Below are 20,187 nucleotides of genomic sequence, written 5' to 3' on the forward strand. Positions count from 1 at the left end.
GCGTGCTCAAAATAGTGTTTATGGGGACGCCGGAGTTTGCCATACCGTCGCTTGAGGCCATTGTAAGCAGCGGCCATAAGCTGATAGGGGTTGTTACCCAGCCTGATAAGCCCAAGGGCCGAGGGAAAAAGCTGGCATCGCCGCCTGTCAAAGAGTGGGCAACCGCCAGGAACATACCGGTCTACCAGCCTGAGAAGGTAAGGGATCCGGAGTTTATCAAAATATTAAGGGGATTAGCGCCTGACCTCATAGTCACTGCTGCCTATGGGCAGATCTTGCCTAAGGAAATACTCGATATTCCACCTTTGGGCTGCGTTAACGTTCATGCATCTTTGCTTCCCAAGTACCGCGGTTCTTCCCCCATACAGCAAGCCTTGATGGATGGGGAAACCGAGACGGGCATTACAATAATGTACATGGATGTGGGTATGGACACGGGCGATATAATACTCCAAAAGAGCATTCCTATATATCCTGATGAGCAGGCTGGTGAATTGCATGACCGATTAGCGGTACTGGGTGGGCAGGCGCTAGCGGAGGCGCTGAAGATGTTTGAGAATGGACGGCCTGAAGGACGGCCGCAGGAACATGATAAGGCCACTTACTGCAAGAAAATAGATAAATCCATGGGCAATATCGACTGGACACAGAGCGCTATACGCATCAAAAACCTGGTAAGGGGGCTTACGCCGTGGCCCGGGACCTTTACTTTTTTAGACGATCAGCGCATAAAAGTATGGAAGGTCCAGGAGTGGGAATACTCTAAACTGGGGACCTATATCCCTGGGCAGGTGGTGGCAGCAGACCAGCATCAGGGCTTAGTGGTGGCTTGTGGCGAGGGCTTTTTACGCCTCATTAAAATACAGGTGGAAGGCAAAAAGGTCATGGAGGACGTCGAATTTTTGAGGGGTAACCCTATAAAAGTAGGGGCTGTATTTAGGAGTGAGCCGATTTCAGAAGTGTCTCAGTTGTGGGAAGAAAAAGAGCAGTAGACTACAGGAGATGTTGTTGCATTGTCGGAGATAGCATAAAAGCATTTATGAAGAATTGCGGAGCGAATGTTATGGATAATAAAGTAGATGTTGCAAGGGATGTTGCCTTGCAAATATTGAAAGAGGTAAATCATGACGGTAAGTATGCCAATATAAGCTTAAAGCACCATTTGAGAAGAGCCAAGCTGTCTAACAGGGATGCTGTTTTCGTGACCCAGCTCGTTTACGGTACTTTAGAACGACAGATCACCATTGATTGGATTTTGAGCAAGTTTTGCAGCTTAAAGCGGGCCAATCCTTGGGTGGTAAACATATTGAGGATGGGCTGCTATCAGATCATGTATATGGATAGGGTGCCCGACTTTGCGGTTTGTGATGAAGCGGTCAAGCTGTGCAAGAAATACTGCAATAAGACTTTAGCTGGCTTTGTAAACGGCGTGCTGAGGAACGTAGTAAGGCACAAGCATGATATTTCTTTTCCTTCAAAGGAAAACGATCCTGTGCTCAGCCTTTCGCTTACCTATAGTTATCCTTCTTGGCTTGTAAGAAAGTGGATTAGTGACTACGGTGTAACGGTGGCAGAAGGTTTGATGATGCCTGTTGAAGGTGATCAAAATTGTGTTACAGTAAGAATCAATAAAAACAAGATCACGAAGGATGAGCTCAAAGAGCAGTTCGCTCTTCAGGGCATCCAGTTTGAAGATGGTCTGTATATGAAGGACGAGTCTTTAAGGCTTCGGTTTGTTGGCGATATTGAAACCAACCCCCTGTATGCGGAAGGCTTTTTCACGGTGCAGGGCGAGAGCTCCATGTTGGTTGTCCGCGTTCTTGAGCCCCAGAAGAACGAGCTTATTATAGATGCATGCAGCGCTCCAGGGGGCAAGGCCACGTATATGGCTGAGCTTATGGGAAATGAAGGGCGTATACTGGCATGGGATGTACATCCTCAACGGGTTGAACTGATAATGCTTAATGCCACCAGGCTGGGAGCTACTATCGTTGAGCCGATGATACAAGACGCCGCAGAGTTTCGGGCAGGCCTTGAGGGGCAGGCTGATCGTGTGCTAATAGATGCCCCGTGCAGCGGATGGGGGGTTATATACAAAAAGCCTGATATAAAAAACCGCATAAGGCCAGAAGGGCTTCATGAGCTATATGCCCTGCAAGGCCGCATAATTTCCACCTGTTCTCGCTATGTAAAACCAGGGGGTGTGCTGGTTTACAGCACATGCACTATGAATGTAGATGAAAATCAGAGGGTGATTGAGAGGTTTTTGCAGTCTAATCCCCACTTTACATTGGATGACTTTACGCATTTATTACCGGAAGGGTTGAAAAATTCGGTCATTCGACCGGGAATGATTCAGCTCATCCCTTCCAGGGATAGAATAGATGGTTTTTTCATTGCCAGGCTAAAAAGGATGGGGTGACCATGGAAGGAAAGCAGGATATTTTGAGTTTGTCGTCTGAGGAAGTGCAGCAAGCAGTACAGGCGTTGGGGCAGCCGCATTACCGGGCTCAGCAGATACTTCAGTGGCTCCACAGGGGTGTAAAGAGTTTTGATGAGATGACCGATTTGCCAAAGGCTTTGCGCGAGCTTTTGGCAGAGCGGTTTTATATAGTAAATCTCAGGATGCTGGATAAGCGCACATCACGTGCTGGGGATGCGACCAAGTATTTGTTTTTGCTTGAGGACGGTAATACGATTGAAAGCGTAGTGATGCGGTATAACTATGGCAATTCCCTTTGTCTTTCCACCCAGGTTGGGTGTAGGATGGGGTGTAAGTTCTGCGCATCCACCATTGGAGGGTTGGTTCGCAACCTTTCGGCAGGAGAGATGCTGGCGCAGGTTATAGAGGTGAACAGTGACCTTGAAAATTCCGGGGAACGCAGGGTGGGCAATATAGTGCTAATGGGCATAGGTGAACCACTAGATAATTACGATAATACCGTCAAATTCATTAAGATGGTGCATTACCCCCAGGGGCTCAACATGAGTTATCGCAGGATTACGCTGTCAACCTGTGGGCTTGTGCCCAAAATGATGGACTTGGCGGAAGAGGGGTTACCCATTACCCTCTCTGTTTCACTTCATGCTCCAAATGACGAGTTGAGGAAGCTTATTATGCCGGTTGCTTCGGCATACTCGATTGACGAGATATTTAAAGCCAGCAGGTATTACTTTAAAAAGACAGGTAGAAGGGTGACTTTTGAATATGCCTTGATCAGCGATTTGAATGACCGCGAGAGGGATGCTATTGAATTGGCTCGAAAGCTAAGAGGTTTTCCGTGCCATGTGAATATCATTCCATTGAATGTTGTCAGAGGAGTGGGATACAAGCGTAGTTCACCGGCTGTTGTGGAAAGGTTTGTTTCGGTATTGAAATCCCAGGGGATTGCTGTTACCAAGCGTAGGGAGCTGGGGCTTGATATAGAGGGTGCCTGTGGCCAACTCAGAAGGAGTTATATTAAGCAGGCTGAGGTTGAGAGGTGAGAGGTGAGAGGGGGACGTGAGGTTGGTATTTAGTGCTTACAGCCATCCAGGTAAGGTGAGAAAGAACAACGAAGACTACTTTTTTATCCCCACTGCTGGAGCGCAGGTAAAAAATTTGATGATGGTGGCCGATGGGATGGGTGGTCACAATGCTGGGGATGTGGCTAGCCGCATGGTGGTCGAGGCAATAGTTGAGTATTATTCCAAGAATTCGCACAAGGTTATGTCGATAGAGCAGGCCAGGGACTTGGTATTGAAATCCATTCAGCATGCCAATGGGAGGGTATACAATCAGTCTAGGACAGTAGATGCTTACAAGGGTATGGGTACCACCCTTACCCTTGCCTATTTTTTTGACCACAGGGTATGCATAGGCCATGTAGGGGACAGCCGTGCCTATCTCATACGCCATAGGTCGGTTAGTAAAATTACCAGGGATCATTCACTGGTTCAGGAGTTGCTAGAAAAAGGCAAGATCACTCAGGAAGAGATGGACAGCCACCCCCAAAAAAACATCATCACTCGCGCCTTGGGTACTGCTGAGGAAGTGGCGGTTGATTATTACGAGGTGGAACTGGAAGACAATGATATAATAGTCTTATGTACTGATGGTTTAAGCAACCACGTGGATTTAAATAAGAATGTAGATCTATTTTATTCTACAGAGTCGCTAGATGAAATTACTTCGAGTTTGGGGGAAATGGCGCTGGAAGCAGGAGGCGCCGACAACGTGACCGTGGTTATGGCCAAGTACTCCTGTGCGACGGAAAAGAGGTGAAGCCTTTGCTGGGACGGATTTTAGGTGGGAGATACGAGCTGGAAGAGAAGATCGGCAGTGGGGGCATGGCCATCGTTTATAAAGCCAAGTGCCATTTGCTCAAAAGGCATGTAGCCGTTAAAGTGCTCAGACCCGAGCTGGTGGAAGATGAGGAATTTGTAGCGCGCTTTAAGAGGGAATCCCAGGCAGCGGCCAGCCTTTCTCATCCCAATATCGTGAACATTTACGATGTGGGCGAGGAGAACGGCGTATATTATATAGTAATGGAGTACATCAAGGGGAAGACGCTAAAGGAGTATATTCGTGAGAAAGGGAAGCTTGACTGGGAGGAAGCTGTTCGCATTGCCATCCAGATATGTTCTGCTCTCAAACACGCTCATAAAAACGGTATCATACACCGTGACATAAAGCCTCAAAACATACTCGTCAGCGAAGACGGTACTGTCAAGGTTACGGATTTTGGTATAGCACGAGCTGTTACCTCTGCCACTGTCACCATGGCAGGAACCAATGTTATGGGTTCAGTGCATTATTTTTCACCTGAACAGGCCAGAGGAGGGCATGTGGATGCCAAATCTGACCTTTATTCTCTGGGTATAGTGTTGTATGAGATGGTGACGGGTACTGTTCCGTTTGAGGGCGATACCGCTGTTTCAGTAGCTTTGAAGCATATTCAAGAAAAGGTTAAGCCTCCGGGAGAGCTCAATCCTGATATTCCCAAAAGCCTTCAGGATGTCATAGAGAAAGCTATAGAAAAAGACCCCAATAAGCGTTATCAAAGTGCAGGTGAGATGATAAAGGATTTACAAAGGGTGCTTAAAGAGCCCAACGGCAGTTTTGTCATACGCAGTAGCGACAGCAACGATATGCCCACGCAGGTTTTCAAGCCGGTTAACGCTGAAAATAGGCTTCAAGAAGGTTTTGAAGAGAAAAAAAGGAAGCGTTTTGGATGGGTAAAGCCTCTATTCATTGCACTCCCTTTAATCCTCATATTAGCGCTATTTTACTATATAGGCAGTCAGATATACGAGAAGCATTTTGTAGTGGAAGATGTCGAAGTGCCAAAGGTAGTAGGGTTGAATGAACAGGATGCCGAAAGATTGCTGCAGGAACACAATTTAGTCATGAAGGTTATCGAGAGGAAAAACAGCAACCAGGAGGAGGGGGTAATACTTTATCAGGAACCGGCCGAGGGCATAAAGGTGAAGCCATATTCAGCGGTGAATGTGGTGGTCAGTCTAGGACCCAGGAAAGTAATAGTGCCAAATGTAGTCGGATTTTCCCAGAGAGATGCCGAGATAGCGCTGGAGAATGCTGGGCTTGAAGTAGGACCTCCACAGTATGTTGAAAGCGATAAACCTCCTGGAACAGTAATCAGGCAAAGCATTCAACCAAATACCGAAGTGGTAGAAAACACCGAAATTGTGCTTGTCATAAGCAAAAAGCCGGATGTAGAACTGATTGAGGTACAAGAGTACGTTGGGCTTAAAGAAGATATTGCCCGTGAGCTAATAGAAGGTATAGGCCTTGTGGTGGGCAAGGTCACCAAGGATTACAATCAAGAATATCCTGAGGGTATAGTATACAAGCAAAATCCACAGCCAGGCAATAAGGTGGAACCAGGCAGCGAAGTTGAGTTGTGGGTGAGTTTGGGACCGGTACCCTCTTATCCCAAGGTTTTAGAGATTGACCTCAGTCAGTACAAAAGTGGCCAAGATGAGGATGGCAGCGTAAAGGTCACGGTAAAGAGGGCAGATGGGCAGCTGGTGTATGAAGGTGAACACGCGTTGGCTGAAGGTATCATATCCATAAGCCTTGAAGGTTCAGGCGTTGTACGCTACATTATATATATAGATGGACAACCGGTAAAGGAAATTCAGGTAGATTTTACAAAAAGGGAAGATGCAGGTTGATGGAGAAGGGGATCATAGTCAAAGGAGTAGGTGGATTCTATGATGTCTATTTAAACGGCAGCCTGTTGCGGTGCCTCCCCAGGGGTAAGTTCCGCAAACAGGGCATTACTCCTATGGTGGGAGATGTAGTAGAAGTCAACGCTAAGGATGCAGTGATTGAGGCGATACTGCCGCGGAAAAATCAATTTAAGCGCCCATGCGTGGCTAACATTGACAATCTTGGCATTGTCATCTCAGTCAAACACCCTGATCCAGACTTGCTTTTGGTGGATAAGCTCATATTGGCGGCCAGGATGCACTCAGTAAAGCCTTTCATAGTGATAAACAAGATAGATTTAGCCGAGGGCGAGTCTGAAATAAAGGCTATTGAAGAGCAGTATCGTCGTTCGGGCTGCCAAATTTTTTGCATATCGTGTAAAGATGGGACTGGCATTGAAGAGCTCAAGCGCGGGTTGTACAGCGGTATTACCACATTTGCCGGGCAGTCGGGAGTGGGCAAGTCATCGCTGATCAACCGGCTCTATCCTGATATATCGCGCGAGGTGGGGGATATAAGTGAGAAGACCAAGAGGGGTAAACACACCACCCGGAGCGTAGAGCTTCTCGTATTACCTGATGGCAAGATGTTGGTAGACACCCCTGGTTTTAGCGCTCTGGAGGTGGACCTCATGCAACTCGAGAAGGTTCAACTCTATTATGAGGAATTCGTTCCATATGCTGATCAATGCAGGTTCCCAAATTGTATGCACTACCGCGAACCTCACTGTGCGGTAAAGCAGGCAGTGCAGCAAGGTGGGATCCATGAGATGCGCTACCAACGGTATATCAGAATTTTGGAGGACATATACGAAAAGAGGAGGGAGCAGAAATGATCAAGATAGCCCCCTCAATACTTTCAGCGGATTTTTCCAGGCTGGGTGAGGAAGTCAAGAGGCTGGACCAGGGGGGTGCTGACATGGTACACATCGATGTCATGGACGGCCATTTTGTGCCCAATATCACCATAGGGCCTCTGGTGGTCAAAGCCATACGCCCTTATACCAAGCTGCCTTTTGATGTGCATCTTATGATGGACAACCCTATGACATTTGTGGATGCCTATGTGGAAGCAGGGGCTGACAGCATAACTGTACATGCTGAGGTGCTGCCCCACCTTCACAGGGCGATACACTATATAAAGAGCTTGGGCGTAAAGGCTGCTGTTGCTTTAAACCCGTCTACACCCTTAAGCATGCTGGAATACATATTGGGAGATGTGGATATGGTATTGGTGATGACGGTAAATCCGGGGTTTGGCGGCCAAGAATTTATTCCTGCCATGATGGGGAAACTGAGGCAGCTGGTTGAAATGCGCAGCGCATACGGTGCCAATTTTAGTATACAGGTGGATGGGGGAATCGGGCTGTACAATATCAGAGATGTGGTAAAAGCGGGGGCCGAGGTTATAGTAGCCGGGTCTGCTGTCTTTGGCGCTAAAGACATAAAAGGCATTATAGAGGCCATGAGGCGAGAGGCGATATCGTGAGGTTTTTAATAATTGCTAATGGAGAGGTTAAGGATATACAAAAGGTAAAAGCCATGTTGCCGCAAGTAGATTATGTAATTTGTGCTGACGGTGGTTTAAAGCATGCGCTGGAGCTGGGCCTTGTCCCTGATTTGATAGTAGGGGATTTCGATTCGTTAACTTACGATGTGTTACACAAATATAGTATGGATGGTATTACGGTTAAACGGTATCCTACAGACAAGGACAAAACAGATATGCAGATAGCGGTTGACACGGCCGTAGAGATGGGAGCCAGCCAGGTATTCTTATTAGGTGCCTTTGGAAGCAGGTGGGACCACTCCTATGCCAATATGTTAATGCTTTACAGGCTGGCAAAACGCGGAATAAAGGCCCAGATTTTGGATTCGCATAACGTTGTGATGGTTTGCAGCGGAAAGGTGGAGATAGAGGGAGAGGTAGGTCAAATAGTTTCGCTACTCCCCTTAAGCGGCGATGTGAGGATATCGCGCACTGAGGGGCTTAAATATCCTATAGTAGATGGCGTTTTGCCATTGGATTTTCCTTACGGGGTGAGCAACGTATTAATAAAACCCAAGGCAGAGGTACATGTTGGTTCGGGTTGGGTAATAGTGGTAATGGCACGGGATTGATTCTTGGCAAGTCACCTGCATGCCGCAAGCAGCATATAATGTTAATTGAAGGGGAGAAGGTCAAATTTCCGTGCAGGTGGGGAAGTGAGCAGTTTGATCGTGAGGTTTTGTCCTAAAAAGAGGAATAATACGGCCAGGATTGTTTTGGGGATACTCTTTATCGTTGCAGGTACACTCCTCCTAATAATATGGGTGCCGTTGTGGATGTGGGTGTTTTTGCTGGGGTGCGTTATGATAGCCATAGGTGTCATCCTCTTGAGGAAGTGAGGTGATGGGGGTGGCTACCAGGATATATGTTATAAAACTGCCCAAATTGCTGGGCAAGTTGGTAAAAAAGTTAACGAAAATGAGGACAGGTTGAAAGGTTGTTAATACTTATGGTTGTTTATAATTAAAAAAACGTGCGTGATAGCACGTTTTTTTAATTGTTAAAGTTTATGCCATCTGATTGCGATAACTCCGCTTTATAGCGCTCTTTGTACCTTTCCTGATTTAAGGCAAGTGGTGCATACCCTGATGGTCTTGGGAGCACCATTGACGATTGCTTTCACTTTTTGAAGGTTAGGTAACCATCTGCGATTGGTCCTACGGTTGGAGTGGCTTACTGCTTTTCCGTACAATAGCCCTTTCTTGCATATGTCACAGGTCCTCGACATGGCCTTTACACCTCCTCCTTTATATATCCGCTACTGCCGTTGCTTAAAAACAATAATATTGTACCATTAAGCTTTGGGTTTTGCAAGAAACCAAAAAGCTAAAAAAATAAATGTTATTGCATGATTTGCTGTCATATTATAGAATGGTAGTAGAATTTTCGTTGGTGAAGAGAAGGGAGGCAAATTAATGGCTGCTAGGAAGAAAAACTCGTTGGGGGAAATTGTAATTGCGGACGAGGTGCTGGCGACGCTGGCGGGGATATCGGCTATGGAGTGCTATGGCATTGTGGGGATGGCCGCTAAACGTCCCACTGACGGGTTGGTAGAGTTGCTGGGGTTGGAAAACCTCTCTAGAGGTGTAAAGGTTTATACACAGGACAATGAAGTTTACATAAACTTGTATATCATCGTTGAATATGGAATTTCCATAGCTACTGTAGCCAGAAATGTTATGGAAACGGTGAAATACAACATAGAAAACTTTACCGGCGTGAGCGTAAAACGGGTGGATATCAACGTAGAGGGCATAAGAGTATGATCTACCCTGACTGAAGGAGGTACAAGAAGTTGAGGTGCGAATTCATTGATGCAGCCAAGATGAAGGAGATGATTCTGTCTGCCACTCAGTTTTTGGATAAGCACAAGCAGGCTGTAAACGCCTTAAACGTGTTTCCTGTTCCAGATGGCGATACCGGTACAAATATGTCGCTTACTATGCTGGCAGCTGCAAAGGAGGTACAGGGTGCTCGTTCGGACAGTATGGCGGAAGTGGTAAATGCCCTGGCCAGCGGAGCACTTAAAGGAGCCAGGGGAAATTCAGGGGTTATACTGTCCCAGCTGTTTAGGGGGTTTGCCAGGGCATTGCAGGGCCATCAAAAGGTTACCACCAGTGACTATGCAGAAGCCTTGCAGGCAGGCGTGGATACCGCATACAAGGCTGTCATGAAGCCGGTTGAGGGTACAATGCTCACAATTGCTCGAGTCACAGCCGAGGAAGCTAGAAAGATTGCCCGAACTCACAAGGACTTTAATGAATTTTATAAGGAGATCATAAAGGTGGCTAAGAATGTACTTGACAAAACCCCTGAGATGCTTCCGGTACTCAAACAGGCGGGCGTGGTTGATGCCGGCGGTATGGGCCTTTTGTATATCATGATAGGTGCCAGCCGCGCACTTAAAGGGGCTTTTGAGCTGGACAGTGTGGCTGTGGTGGATGAGGCCTATTCAGCGGCTCCCAAGATTGAGATGCAGCCTCAGGAAGATATAGAATACGGATACTGCACTGAGTTTCTCATAAAGAACTTGTATCCTTATGTGGAAGAAGGGGACGAGGAAAACCTCAAAGAGAGATTGAACAAGCTGGGGGATTCTGTGCTGGTGATACGCGATGGCAGCATAATTAAGGTACATGTACACACCAATATGCCTGGGAAAGCATTGCAGCTGGGCTTAAGATATGGAGAGCTGTCCAGCATAAAAATAGACAACATGAGGGAGCAGCATAGGCATATAAACGAAATTGGTAGAGAGGGATCAAAGCCGGAGGATGACGCTGTAGAGAAGCAGTTCGGAGTAATTGCAGTTGCAATGGGAGAAGGGATTTCTTCTATATTCAAGGATTTGGCGGTTGATTTTGTGGTCGAAGGTGGACAAACCATGAATCCCAGTATAGATGACTTACTGAGGGCTGTGGAGAGGGTGAAAGCAAAAGAGATATTTATACTCCCCAACAACAGCAATATAATCCTATCTGCCTCCCAGGTGCAGCAGATAAGCGACAAGAAGGTTTACGTTATACCCAGCAAGTCTATTCCTCAGGGCATAGCGGCCATGCTGGCCTTCAATCCAGATATGGATGCTGAGACCAATGTCCAGCGCATGACCGAGGCGTTAAGCTCGGTGAAGACTGGACAGGTGACCTATGCTGTACGGGACTCGAGTTTCGATGGTATGAGCATACAGAAGGGCGATATTTTAGGCTTGATCGATGGCAAGATAAGTGTAGTGGGTAAAGATATAAACGAGGTAACCAAAGGACTTATAAACAATATGATAACTGAAGACAGCGAAATAGTCACCCTGTATTATGGGGAACAAGTAAGTGCTCAAGATGCTCAAAGCGTAGCCGATTTTGTATCAAGCCAGTATCCCGACGTTGAGGTGGAAGTCCATTTTGGCGGCCAACCGTTGTATTATTACATCATATCAGTAGAATAAGGGCATAATGATGCTATGCATTCGAGATATTAGCACGAACAGCCGGCATATCCGGCTTTTTGTTTTTTAATAATGCTTTAAGAGGGTAGACTTGTCTGATGATATGATAGAGAATTTGACGGCCATCTTTTAAAATAATGTGGAAAAGTTTTATGATATAATTTTTCTTAAAAGTAATGGATGATGTTTTGCTGTGATGAGGTGTAAACAGGTCATGGATGTGTTAAAACAGGACGTGCAGTTTATAAAAGGTGTCGGGCCAAAAAAGGCTGCGCGTTTGACCAGGTTGGGGATAAAGACGATGGGGGACGCGCTACAGCATTTTCCAAGGGATTATGAGGTATGGAACGGTATAAAAAAAGTGGTCAATGCCGTGGATGGGGAGGATGCCTCCTTTGTGGTGTCTTTTGTTGGTAGTGCCAATACACAAAAACCCCGGCAGGGTTTAACTATAACTACATGGCGGGCCAAAGACGATACCGGTTATCTATGGTGCGTGTGGTTTAATCAGCCTTACCGCGGCAACATGTACAGCACCGATAAGGTGTATTTTGTGAGGGGTAAAGTAGAATACAGGTATGGGACGGTGCGGCTTCAAAATCCTATTGTGGAGGAATATGTTCCTGAAAAGCATGACGGCAGCAAGATATTCCCCGTTTATCCGCTTACCGAGGGCATCACGCAAAAGGATATGCGCAATTTGATGGCAGAGGCTTTGAGGAAAGTGGAAGGGAGCTTAAGCGATGAGCTTCCGGCAGATTTGCGAAAGAGGTTTAAGCTGGCAGAAAAGAATTTTGCGATGCGCCATATACACTTTCCTCAGTCGCTCCATGCTCTGGAAGAGGCGAGGCGCAGGCTGGTATTTGAAGAGTTGTTTTTTATGAAGATGGCGCTTCATCTGATTCGAGAACGAAATCAGAGCAATAACCAGGGGCTGGTTTTTAACTGGGACCACAGGGCTTTTGAGGCTTTTATAGAGAAGTTGCCCTTCCCCTTGACCAATGCACAGAAGAGGGTGGTGGATGAGATATTGCAGGACTTAAAGAGTGGCAGGGTGATGAACAGGTTGATACAGGGGGATGTGGGCTCAGGCAAAACAGTGGTAGCGGCTTTGGCTTTGTACTGTGCTGTGCTCAGTGGATTCCAGGGAGCAATGATGGTGCCGACGGAGATACTTGCAAGGCAGCATTACACCACGCTTAAAGGATTGTTTGAAGGAACAGGTGTAAAGGTGGATTGCCTGGTGGGTGGTCTCAAAGCCGCAGAGAAGGAGAGTATAAAATTCAGGTTGGCAGCAGGAGACATAGACGTACTGGTAGGGACCCATGCGGTGATTGAGGATGGGGTCAATTTCAAAAATTTGGGACTGGTTATAACCGATGAGCAGCACAGGTTTGGCGTGCGACAAAGGGCTGCGCTGCAGCAAAAAGGCCAATCCCCCCATATGCTTGTGATGTCTGCCACTCCCATACCCAGGACCCTTGCCCTCATGTTTTACGGAGATCTTGACGTCTCGGTGCTCGATGAGCTGCCGCCTGGAAGGAAGCCTGTTAAAACCTATCATGTGCCTCCTTCCATGAAAAGCAGGGTACTTGAGTTTGTTAAGCGCCAGGTGGCGGAAGGGCGCCAGGCATATATGGTATGTCCTCTTGTGGAGGAGTCGGATGCTATAGACTCCCAATCGGCGGTGGAACTGTTTGAGACGCTAAAGCGTGGGGAACTGGCCGACTTGAGGCTGGGACTTTTACACGGGCGAATGAAGCCTGCTGAAAAGGAGAGCGTGATGGAAGCCTTTGCAGCCGGCAAGATCGACGTGTTGATTTCCACGACGGTTATAGAGGTAGGGGTAAACGTGCCTAATGCCACTGTAATGGTGATTGAAAACGCCGAGAGGTTTGGGTTGGCCCAGCTGCATCAGCTAAGAGGAAGGGTAGGCCGTGGCCAACATCAATCTTACTGTATCCTCATTGCCGATGCAAAGACCAAGGAGGTTTATGAGCGCATGAAGGTCATGACCAAATCAAATGATGGCTTTGAGATAGCCGAGAAAGACCTTGAACTGAGGGGTCCGGGCGATTTCCTTGGAGTTAAGCAACATGGTCTGCCCGAGTTTAAAATCGCCAACCTTGTAAGGGATATGGGCATATTAAAGCAGGTTGACCTAGCTGTGAGGCAGGTTTTGCAGCAAAGGGACAACCCCGCCTATAAAGCACTGATTGAATATACCATGAACAGGTTTGATGAACAAATTAAACAAATAGCTTTCAATTAGAAAAATAAAAAATGTACACAGTTGCTATATATTACTAGAGTAAAATTCGTTGTGTTGGTTAAATTAATAATACCACCATAAATCAGGAGGTGAAGTAAGAGTGGCCAGGAATAATAAAAAGGTAGTTCCAGAGGCTAGGCAGGCACTTGACAACATGAAGTTTGAGATAGCTAGCCAGCTGGGAGTTAATTTGAAACCTGGATATAATGGGGATTTGACTGCCAAAGAGGCTGGTTATATCGGTGGGTATATGGTGAAGAGGATGATCGAGCAGGCCGAGAGGCAGCTCAGCGGTAGATAACATGCATGATAAAAGGGAATGGCGACAAGCCATTCCCTTTTATCATTTTTGGAAGCTGTTGTCTTGCTAAAAACAAAAAAAGCTGGTGACCTTTTAGCCACCAGCGCTGGGAGAGGAGAAATTGAAGGAAGAGCTCTATGGGGGATGTTACATTTTTATTATTGCACCATTTGATTAAAAATATACATCCCACAAAGTAGGAATTTAGCCCTTGTTTTTTGAAGATTGCTTGTTTGATATAGTAAATTATGCTAGAATGAATAGTAAATTAATAAAGTTTTGCTTGCGAGGGAATTTAATTTGAGGATTATAGCAGGGCGTTGGAAAGGAAGAAGGCTGCTGGCAGTGAAGGGCATGCATACCCGGCCCACCTCTGACAGGGTAAAGGAGGCTATATTCAACATACTGCAGCGGTGTATTGAAGGCGCTAATGTGCTGGACCTGTTTGCAGGGACGGGCAATCTGGGCCTTGAGGCTTTAAGTAGAGGTTGTGCAAGGGTGGTATTCGTAGAGAAGGACCCGCGTGCCGTAGATGTGCTCAACAAAAACCGTGCCAGCCTTGGCTGTACTGAACAGACTGCTGTGATACGCGACGATGTGTTTCATGCAATCAAACGCCTTTCCTGTCAGGAGAGGTTTGATATAATATTTGCTGATCCCCCTTACGGCAAAGGATTGGAGACTCCGCTTCTGAATGCCATTGCCGAGAACGATGTGCTTTGTCAGGATGGTGTGGTTATACTTGAACACTCCAGCAGGGACCCACAACCGGATAGAGTAGGAAATTTGGTTAAATTACAGGACAGGCGTTATGGTAATACAGAGATAAGCTTTTATAAGAAGGAGTGAGTATTGGAATGAAGGTGGCTGTTTATCCAGGAAGCTTTGACCCTATAACCAATGGACATTTGGATATCATAAAAAGAGCTAGCAAGATATTTGACAGGCTGATTGTTGCTGTGGCGTGTAACCCCAACAAGGTAGCGACATTTACCGTTGCGGAAAGGATGGAGCTCATTAAAAAAGCGGTGGGTGATTTGCCAAACGTGGAGGTTGACCACTTTGAAGGGTTGCTGGTCGATTTCATGAAAAAGAAAAACGCCAGCGTCATAATAAAGGGGTTGAGGGCGGTATCGGATTTTGAATATGAATTTCAAATGGCGCTCATGAACAGAAAGCTTGACCCCAACATAGAAACCCTGTTTATGATGACCAGCTATAAATATTCATATTTAAGCTCGAGCATTGTCAAGGAGATAGGGAAACTGGGAGGATGCATTGGTGACCTGGTGCCAGAGGTCATTTTGCCTGATATACAGAAAAAGTTGATTAGCTCATGAGGGGGAGTGGATAAGATGAACATCTTCAACCTTCTTGATATCTTGGAAGATGAGCTGGAAAACGGCAAAGTTGTTCCCCTCCTGGGAAAAGTGATGGTGGATCGCGATAAATGCCTGGATATTATCAGGGATATTCGCCTTAGCCTGCCTGAAGCACTGGAACAGGCTGAAATGATCACCAAAGAGCGCCAAAGGATATTGGCCGAGGCGCAAAAAGAGGCCGAAACCCTTCTCAAAGAAGCTGAACAACACATTAAAGCTCTTGTGGACGAGCACGAGATCACGCAAAGGGCCTACCAGCAGTCAAGGGAGATCATTGAAAATGCGCAGGAGAGCGCCAGAAAGATACGGCTGGGAGCGAGGGAATATGCCGATGAGATACTGCAGGAAGTGGAGCGCTATCTTGCCCAACAGCTAGAGGTCATAAAGCAAAATCGAGAAGAGCTGAAAGGTACCAAAAAGCAAGGGTAGGTCATTGTCGTGAATGCCGGGATGGGTTAAGGTGCCTTGTTATAAGGGAAACCAGTGCTGTTAATGTGAGAGACAGGATACAGTATAATACCCATTGCCACGCGCTTTGTAGTTGGCCAGAGAATGACATGTTCGGTTGCGGGGCGAATGGGTAAAAGGCATCCAGTTCTGGATTGGGGAAAATCTTCATAATACCCCACGCCAATGTGGATGCCAGTATTCCGTGAAGGAGTTTTGCCTTCATGTATAGGCTGAGGGAAAGGCCGTGCCTGCTCAAAAAGCCCATTACCTGGCAGTGTATGGAAAAACCACTCCAGCTGATTACAAATGCGCTCAGGATTATCTTTTGGGGCAAAGGTGCGATTGTTTGGGATATAAGCTTGCAGCCGGCGGTCATCTCGAATATCCCACCTATCAGTCCTGGAAGCAATTGTGGCCTTATTCCCAGTGGCAAGATAAACGGCATTAAAATTTGAGATATGGCATTTATGAGGTTGATTTTTAGTAAGATGTTTATGATTACAGAAAAAAGGATTATAAATCCCCCTATATAAAGGAGCGTATTCATAGAGTTGCGGACGGCATCGCCCAGCATTTCTCCCAAGGTTCTGCTGTCTTTTTTCCTTGCAGCCAGCATAGCTGATAAAGCCTCTTTAAAGGTGGGGGGGTTATCTGTTTTTTGGCTCTTTATACGGCCAGATGGTATATAAAAGCGAAACAGGAGGCCTACTATAATGGAGGCTATATAGTGACTTGCTGCAATGACTTTTCCAGCTGCTGAACTGTTAAGCATTCCTACGCCCACTGCGCCCAGCATGAAGAGGGGGCCTGAGGTACTGCAAAAAGCCATTATTCTTTGGGCTTCATGGACGGTTATATCGCCTTTCTCGAGAAAGGATGCTGTCAGCTTTGCTCCCACGGGATAGCCAGAAGTGATGCTCATAGCCCATATAAACGAGCTTTTGCCCGAACAGCGAAATAATGGCTTCATGACAGGCCTGAGCAGGACAGCAAAGAAGTCTACAAGGCCGAGGGCTATCATCATTTCAGAGGTAATGAAAAAGGGAAGCAGTGCCGGGAAGACGTTTTTCAGCCATGTATCCAAGCCGATTAGGGCTGCTTGTAATGATTGCTGCGGGAATGCGAGTAAAAAGCCGCCCACTAGGAGGCATAACGTTACCAGTGTTATCGATTGCACTGTAGATAAAGCATATTTTTTTTGCATTTTTCCTCCTGTAGGGTATTATAAAAAATTTGAGGCTTAGTATAAATCATATTGTGGAGGTAATGGATTTATGAAAAAAAAGGTAAAAATAGGGTTGGCTCTAGGGTCGGGAGCTGCCAGAGGGCTGGCTCACATTGGGGTGCTGCAGGTGCTGGAGGAAAACGGAATTGTACCCGATTACATAGCCGGGAGCAGTATTGGCGCCATTGTGGGGGCGCTTTATGCAGCCGGCATTTCCCCTAAGATGATGGAAGGCATAGCACAAAACCTGGATATAAAGAAGTATTATGACGTCACTGTTCCGCGTTGTGGATTTGTGAAGGGGCAAAGGATTGAAGAGCTGCTAAGGCTGCTTACTCGCGATAGAGATTTTAAAGAGCTCAACATTCCCCTTACCGTTACCGCTGTCGACCTTAAAACCTGCAGGTTAATAGAGCTTAACGAGGGTAAGGTGTATAAGGCTGTGCGGGCCAGCATATCTATTCCGGGAATATTCACCCCTGTGGAACACGGGGATTATATACTGGTGGATGGAGGATTGCTGGCACGTGTACCGGTAGATACCGTTAAAAGGATGGGAGCCGACGTGGTCATAGGCGTGGATGTAGGATTTCGGGGGCAACATCGCCCGCCTCTTAACATAATGGAGGTGATCATCCAGTCATTTGAAGTAGTGGAATTGGAGGTACTAAAAAGCAACGTCGAGAAAGGGGACGTAATCATATATCCCGATGTTCAGGATGTACACCCCTTTTATTTTGATAAAGTGGATGAGTGCGTGCAAAAGGGACGGCAAGCCACCCTGGAGGTCTTGGGACGCATAAAAGACCTCATAGAGGCACATCAGCATTAAACAATTCTGATCTTCTCAGTAAAATCTCTATTGCCTTTTCTGTATTTTGGCTGGGGAATGCCAAGACTATATAAGTTAGTCGCCAAAATGTCTATTTCAAACATCTCGCGGGCTATCGGGTTTTCTAGCACTCGTTCATAGTGTGATACCTTGGTTATTATAGGCTTTCTGGCATGTTGTTTTAATTGTTTCAAAAGCGGGATGGCCCTTTTTGAGAATCCCAGAACTCTCAGGTATTGGGGGCCACCGGCGTTTTTAAACCTTTCCACTTTTTCTTTCGTTATGTCCAAAAGTGCGTGGATAAGTATGCGCTGAAGGCGAGTGTATGTGTATCTCTTTGTCTTGATAAGGGACATGAATTCATTTAAAGTGGAGGCTTTAAGAGCGCATTCCTTTATGCGGTTTTCAAGGCCTTCGTCTACATCCATCAGGTTTTCTATGTCCTTTAGCGACATAGAGCGAATTTTTCCTAGTATAAGCTGCTCAAGGGAGGTGTTGGAGACCGGGCCCTTGCCCGATTCTATAGCCCGCTTTAATATTTCAAATGAAGGCTGGGGCATTGCCCGGGAAATATTGTTCCAGTCATTTTGCTTAATAACTTCATTTCTTATCGCTGTTGCGCTGGATAGCTCACCGCTCATTTCCTGGGCATTATAAGGTGCACCTATGCGCTTGATGGTGACTGGTATCATGTTGCTTTTTGTTCTATAGAGCGCTTTCAGGTATTCTATTGCCAGTATCGAATTTGAACTGCTCAACATTTTTTCCCACTGGCTTTCTGCAAAATTAAGTCCGCTCATTTTTGCATGTTCTACTATTGCTCTGTGCCTAGCCAGAGGGAAAGGCAGCCCTTGGTTTAAGTATTGCTTTAACAGCGTTTTAAAGGAGTGCGGCTCATCGGCCAGTATCCTGGCTATTTCTGCGAGGGGGTGTATTTCACCTATCTCGCTGCCAAAGCTTATATGAGTTACCACGCCTGTATGGTTAAGGAGCTGCACACCGCCATAAGCAAAAAGTTCTGCCGTTTGAGATGAATAAGCGATTGGGAGTTCTATGACTATATCTACCCCATTTCTGAGCGCCATCTCGGTTCTTTCCCACTTGTCTATTATGGCTGCTTCGCCCCTTTGGGTAAAATGGCCCGACATGGCCACTATGATGTAATCGGGCTTAATGAGTTCTAAGGAGCTTGTGAGGTGATATAAGTGTCCATTGTGAAAGGGGTTGTATTCTGCTATAATCCCCAGTACTTTCATCATATACCCCCCTCGCCTTGTAAGATTTTAAAACTGATGGATATTATTTTACATTAAACATAATGTGATGTAAATTTAAAAAAACTCTTGATTTGCTGGCTATTTGAGTTAGAATAAAAAAGGGCGTTTTAAACCTCAAAATATATACAGAAAATTCTGAAATTACGTTTTATGAAGGATTTTAACGTTTTATGTAGAATATTAAATGGGTTGTTTTTTTGTGCAATTGGCTAAAATAAATTTTTGCTGAAAGGGGTATATTCTATGGGTGTAATGGAATCTATCATTAGCAAGGCAAAGTCATGTAAAAAGCGCATAGTCCTCCCAGAAAGCAATGATGACAGAACGCTGAAAGCGGCAGAAATAGCTATGAGGGAGGGCATAGCCGATATAATCCTGCTGGGCAAGAAAGAAGAGATTTACAAGAGTGCAGCAGGGTTGGATTTAACGGCTGCCACAATTATAGAGCCAGAGGGCTCCGATAAATTTGACTTTTACGTTGAACAGCTGGTGGAGCTTCGCAAACACAAGGGTATGACCCATGAAAAGGCCAGGGAGCTTATGAAAAACCCGCTTTACTACGGTTCCATGATGGTCAAGCTGGGGGATGCCGATGGAATGGTGGCCGGGGCGGTGCACAGCACGCCTGACGTATGGAGGCCGGTTTTGCAGATCATAAAGACCATGCCGGGGATCTCGGTGGCGTCCAGCTGTTTTCTCATTGAAGTGCCTGACTGCCCATACGGCGAGAACGGGGTGTTCATCTATGCTGATTGCGGTTTGAACCCTAATCCTACTGCTGAGGAGTTGGCGGCCATTGCTGTGGCTGCGGCTAGGACTGCAAAGGTGCTGGTGGGCATGGAGCCTCGAGTAGCCATGCTCTCATTCTCCACAAAGGGAAGTGCCGAGCACGAATCGGTTGATAAGGTGAGGGAGGCCACGCGCATTGCAAAGCAGATGATGCCTGACTTGCTGATAGATGGAGAGCTTCAGGCTGACGCCGCTCTGGATATGGAAGTGGCCAAGAAAAAGTGCCCTGATAGCCCAGTAGGGGGCAGGGCCAATGTTCTCATATTCCCTGACCTCAATGCCGGCAATATCGCATACAAGCTTACTCAGAGGTTGGCCAAGGCTATGGCGCTGGGGCCATTAAGCCAAGGACTGGCAAAGCCGGTCAATGACTTGTCGAGAGGCTGTAGCGCCGAGGATATCGTCAACGTAATTGCAATTACGGCGGTTGAGGCTCAACAACAGTAAGGGGA

Annotated in this window: 21 protein-coding genes; 18 read left to right on the forward strand and 3 right to left on the reverse strand. The window is 46.5% G+C overall.

Translation table 11 applies throughout. The features are described 5' to 3' along the window. The first annotated feature begins 2 nt into the window (after window positions 1-2). The 9 genes from fmt to JOD02_RS03725 all read left to right on the forward strand — a co-directional run bounded on the left by fmt (window position 3) and on the right by JOD02_RS03725 (window position 8,601). Complete coding sequence (gene fmt, locus JOD02_RS03685; RefSeq protein ID WP_341534517.1) at window positions 3-992, forward strand: methionyl-tRNA formyltransferase; 990 nt, start codon at window positions 3-5, stop codon at window positions 990-992. Continuing rightward, the gene (gene rsmB, locus JOD02_RS03690; RefSeq protein ID WP_204487014.1) at window positions 971-2,422 is read left to right on the forward strand and encodes a 16S rRNA (cytosine(967)-C(5))-methyltransferase RsmB; all 1,452 of its coding nucleotides are present in this window, start codon (window positions 971-973) and stop codon (window positions 2,420-2,422) included. Before fmt ends, rsmB begins: the two co-directional genes overlap by 22 nt. Window positions 2,423-2,424: 2 nt before the next feature. Further along, the gene (rlmN, locus tag JOD02_RS03695) at window positions 2,425-3,486 is read left to right on the forward strand and encodes a 23S rRNA (adenine(2503)-C(2))-methyltransferase RlmN (RefSeq protein WP_204487015.1); all 1,062 of its coding nucleotides are present in this window, start codon (window positions 2,425-2,427) and stop codon (window positions 3,484-3,486) included. A gap of 22 nt (window positions 3,487-3,508) precedes the next feature. Then, window positions 3,509-4,264, forward strand: coding sequence for a Stp1/IreP family PP2C-type Ser/Thr phosphatase (locus tag JOD02_RS03700; RefSeq protein WP_204487016.1), 756 nt, complete (start codon window positions 3,509-3,511; stop codon window positions 4,262-4,264). Between the two features lie 5 nt (window positions 4,265-4,269). Next, window positions 4,270-6,177, forward strand: coding sequence for a Stk1 family PASTA domain-containing Ser/Thr kinase (pknB, locus tag JOD02_RS03705; protein ID WP_204487017.1), 1,908 nt, complete (start codon window positions 4,270-4,272; stop codon window positions 6,175-6,177). After that, entirely contained in the window at window positions 6,177-7,049 is an 873-nt protein-coding gene (gene rsgA / locus JOD02_RS03710; protein WP_204487018.1) for a ribosome small subunit-dependent GTPase A, read from the forward strand. Before pknB ends, rsgA begins: the two co-directional genes overlap by 1 nt. Next, window positions 7,046-7,702 carry a ribulose-phosphate 3-epimerase gene (gene rpe / locus JOD02_RS03715; RefSeq protein WP_204487019.1) on the forward strand — a complete coding sequence of 219 codons (657 nt, stop codon included), beginning with the start codon at window positions 7,046-7,048 and terminating at the stop codon, window positions 7,700-7,702. Before rsgA ends, rpe begins: the two co-directional genes overlap by 4 nt. Further along, window positions 7,699-8,334: a thiamine diphosphokinase gene (locus JOD02_RS03720; protein ID WP_204487020.1), complete on the forward strand. Its 636-nt coding sequence runs from the start codon at window positions 7,699-7,701 to the stop codon at window positions 8,332-8,334. Before rpe ends, JOD02_RS03720 begins: the two co-directional genes overlap by 4 nt. A gap of 84 nt (window positions 8,335-8,418) precedes the next feature. Then, window positions 8,419-8,601, forward strand: coding sequence for a hypothetical protein (locus JOD02_RS03725; protein WP_204487022.1), 183 nt, complete (start codon window positions 8,419-8,421; stop codon window positions 8,599-8,601). Window positions 8,602-8,798: 197 nt separating this feature from the next. On the opposite strand, the gene rpmB is transcribed toward JOD02_RS03725, so the two are convergent. Beyond that, entirely contained in the window at window positions 8,799-8,990 is a 192-nt protein-coding gene (gene rpmB / locus JOD02_RS03730) for a 50S ribosomal protein L28 (RefSeq protein ID WP_204487024.1), read from the reverse strand. A gap of 187 nt (window positions 8,991-9,177) precedes the next feature. Here rpmB and JOD02_RS03735 point away from each other — a divergent pair, with 187 nt between their 5' ends. The 7 genes from JOD02_RS03735 to JOD02_RS03765 all read left to right on the forward strand — a co-directional run bounded on the left by JOD02_RS03735 (window position 9,178) and on the right by JOD02_RS03765 (window position 15,591). Continuing rightward, the gene (locus tag JOD02_RS03735; RefSeq protein WP_204487026.1) at window positions 9,178-9,528 is read left to right on the forward strand and encodes an Asp23/Gls24 family envelope stress response protein; all 351 of its coding nucleotides are present in this window, start codon (window positions 9,178-9,180) and stop codon (window positions 9,526-9,528) included. Between the two features lie 29 nt (window positions 9,529-9,557). Beyond that, the gene (locus JOD02_RS03740; RefSeq protein ID WP_341534518.1) at window positions 9,558-11,207 is read left to right on the forward strand and encodes a DAK2 domain-containing protein; all 1,650 of its coding nucleotides are present in this window, start codon (window positions 9,558-9,560) and stop codon (window positions 11,205-11,207) included. A 214-nt stretch (window positions 11,208-11,421) separates the two neighbouring features. Beyond that, entirely contained in the window at window positions 11,422-13,479 is a 2,058-nt protein-coding gene (recG, locus tag JOD02_RS03745) for an ATP-dependent DNA helicase RecG (RefSeq protein WP_204487028.1), read from the forward strand. Window positions 13,480-13,579: 100 nt separating this feature from the next. Further along, the gene (locus JOD02_RS03750) at window positions 13,580-13,780 is read left to right on the forward strand and encodes an alpha/beta-type small acid-soluble spore protein (protein WP_341534519.1); all 201 of its coding nucleotides are present in this window, start codon (window positions 13,580-13,582) and stop codon (window positions 13,778-13,780) included. 279 nt (window positions 13,781-14,059) lie between these two features. After that, window positions 14,060-14,629 (forward strand): 16S rRNA (guanine(966)-N(2))-methyltransferase RsmD, encoded by a 570-nt coding sequence (gene rsmD, locus JOD02_RS03755; protein ID WP_394355733.1) that lies wholly within the window; start codon window positions 14,060-14,062, stop codon window positions 14,627-14,629. An 8-nt stretch (window positions 14,630-14,637) separates the two neighbouring features. Next, window positions 14,638-15,120: a pantetheine-phosphate adenylyltransferase gene (gene coaD / locus JOD02_RS03760; protein WP_204487032.1), complete on the forward strand. Its 483-nt coding sequence runs from the start codon at window positions 14,638-14,640 to the stop codon at window positions 15,118-15,120. Window positions 15,121-15,135: 15 nt separating this feature from the next. Next, complete coding sequence (locus JOD02_RS03765; protein WP_204487034.1) at window positions 15,136-15,591, forward strand: ATPase; 456 nt, start codon at window positions 15,136-15,138, stop codon at window positions 15,589-15,591. 1 nt (window position 15,592) lies between these two features. Here JOD02_RS03765 and ylbJ read toward each other — a convergent pair whose 3' ends face one another. Next, entirely contained in the window at window positions 15,593-16,816 is a 1,224-nt protein-coding gene (ylbJ, locus tag JOD02_RS03770) for a sporulation integral membrane protein YlbJ (RefSeq protein ID WP_204487036.1), read from the reverse strand. A gap of 70 nt (window positions 16,817-16,886) precedes the next feature. On the opposite strand from ylbJ, the gene JOD02_RS03775 reads away from it, so the two are divergent. Further along, window positions 16,887-17,669 carry a patatin-like phospholipase family protein gene (locus JOD02_RS03775; protein WP_204487038.1) on the forward strand — a complete coding sequence of 261 codons (783 nt, stop codon included), beginning with the start codon at window positions 16,887-16,889 and terminating at the stop codon, window positions 17,667-17,669. On the opposite strand, the gene JOD02_RS03780 is transcribed toward JOD02_RS03775, so the two are convergent. After that, window positions 17,666-18,925, reverse strand: coding sequence for a nucleotidyltransferase (locus JOD02_RS03780; RefSeq protein WP_204487040.1), 1,260 nt, complete (start codon window positions 18,923-18,925; stop codon window positions 17,666-17,668). The genes JOD02_RS03775 and JOD02_RS03780 overlap by 4 nt on opposite strands. Window positions 18,926-19,189: 264 nt before the next feature. Between JOD02_RS03780 and pta the strand changes: the two genes are divergently transcribed. Beyond that, window positions 19,190-20,182 carry a phosphate acetyltransferase gene (pta, locus tag JOD02_RS03785; RefSeq protein ID WP_204487041.1) on the forward strand — a complete coding sequence of 331 codons (993 nt, stop codon included), beginning with the start codon at window positions 19,190-19,192 and terminating at the stop codon, window positions 20,180-20,182. Window positions 20,183-20,187: the final 5 nt, after the last annotated feature.

Source organism: Caldicoprobacter guelmensis, assembly GCF_016908415.1.
Taxonomy (GTDB): Bacteria; Bacillota; Clostridia; order Caldicoprobacterales; family Caldicoprobacteraceae; genus Caldicoprobacter; species Caldicoprobacter guelmensis.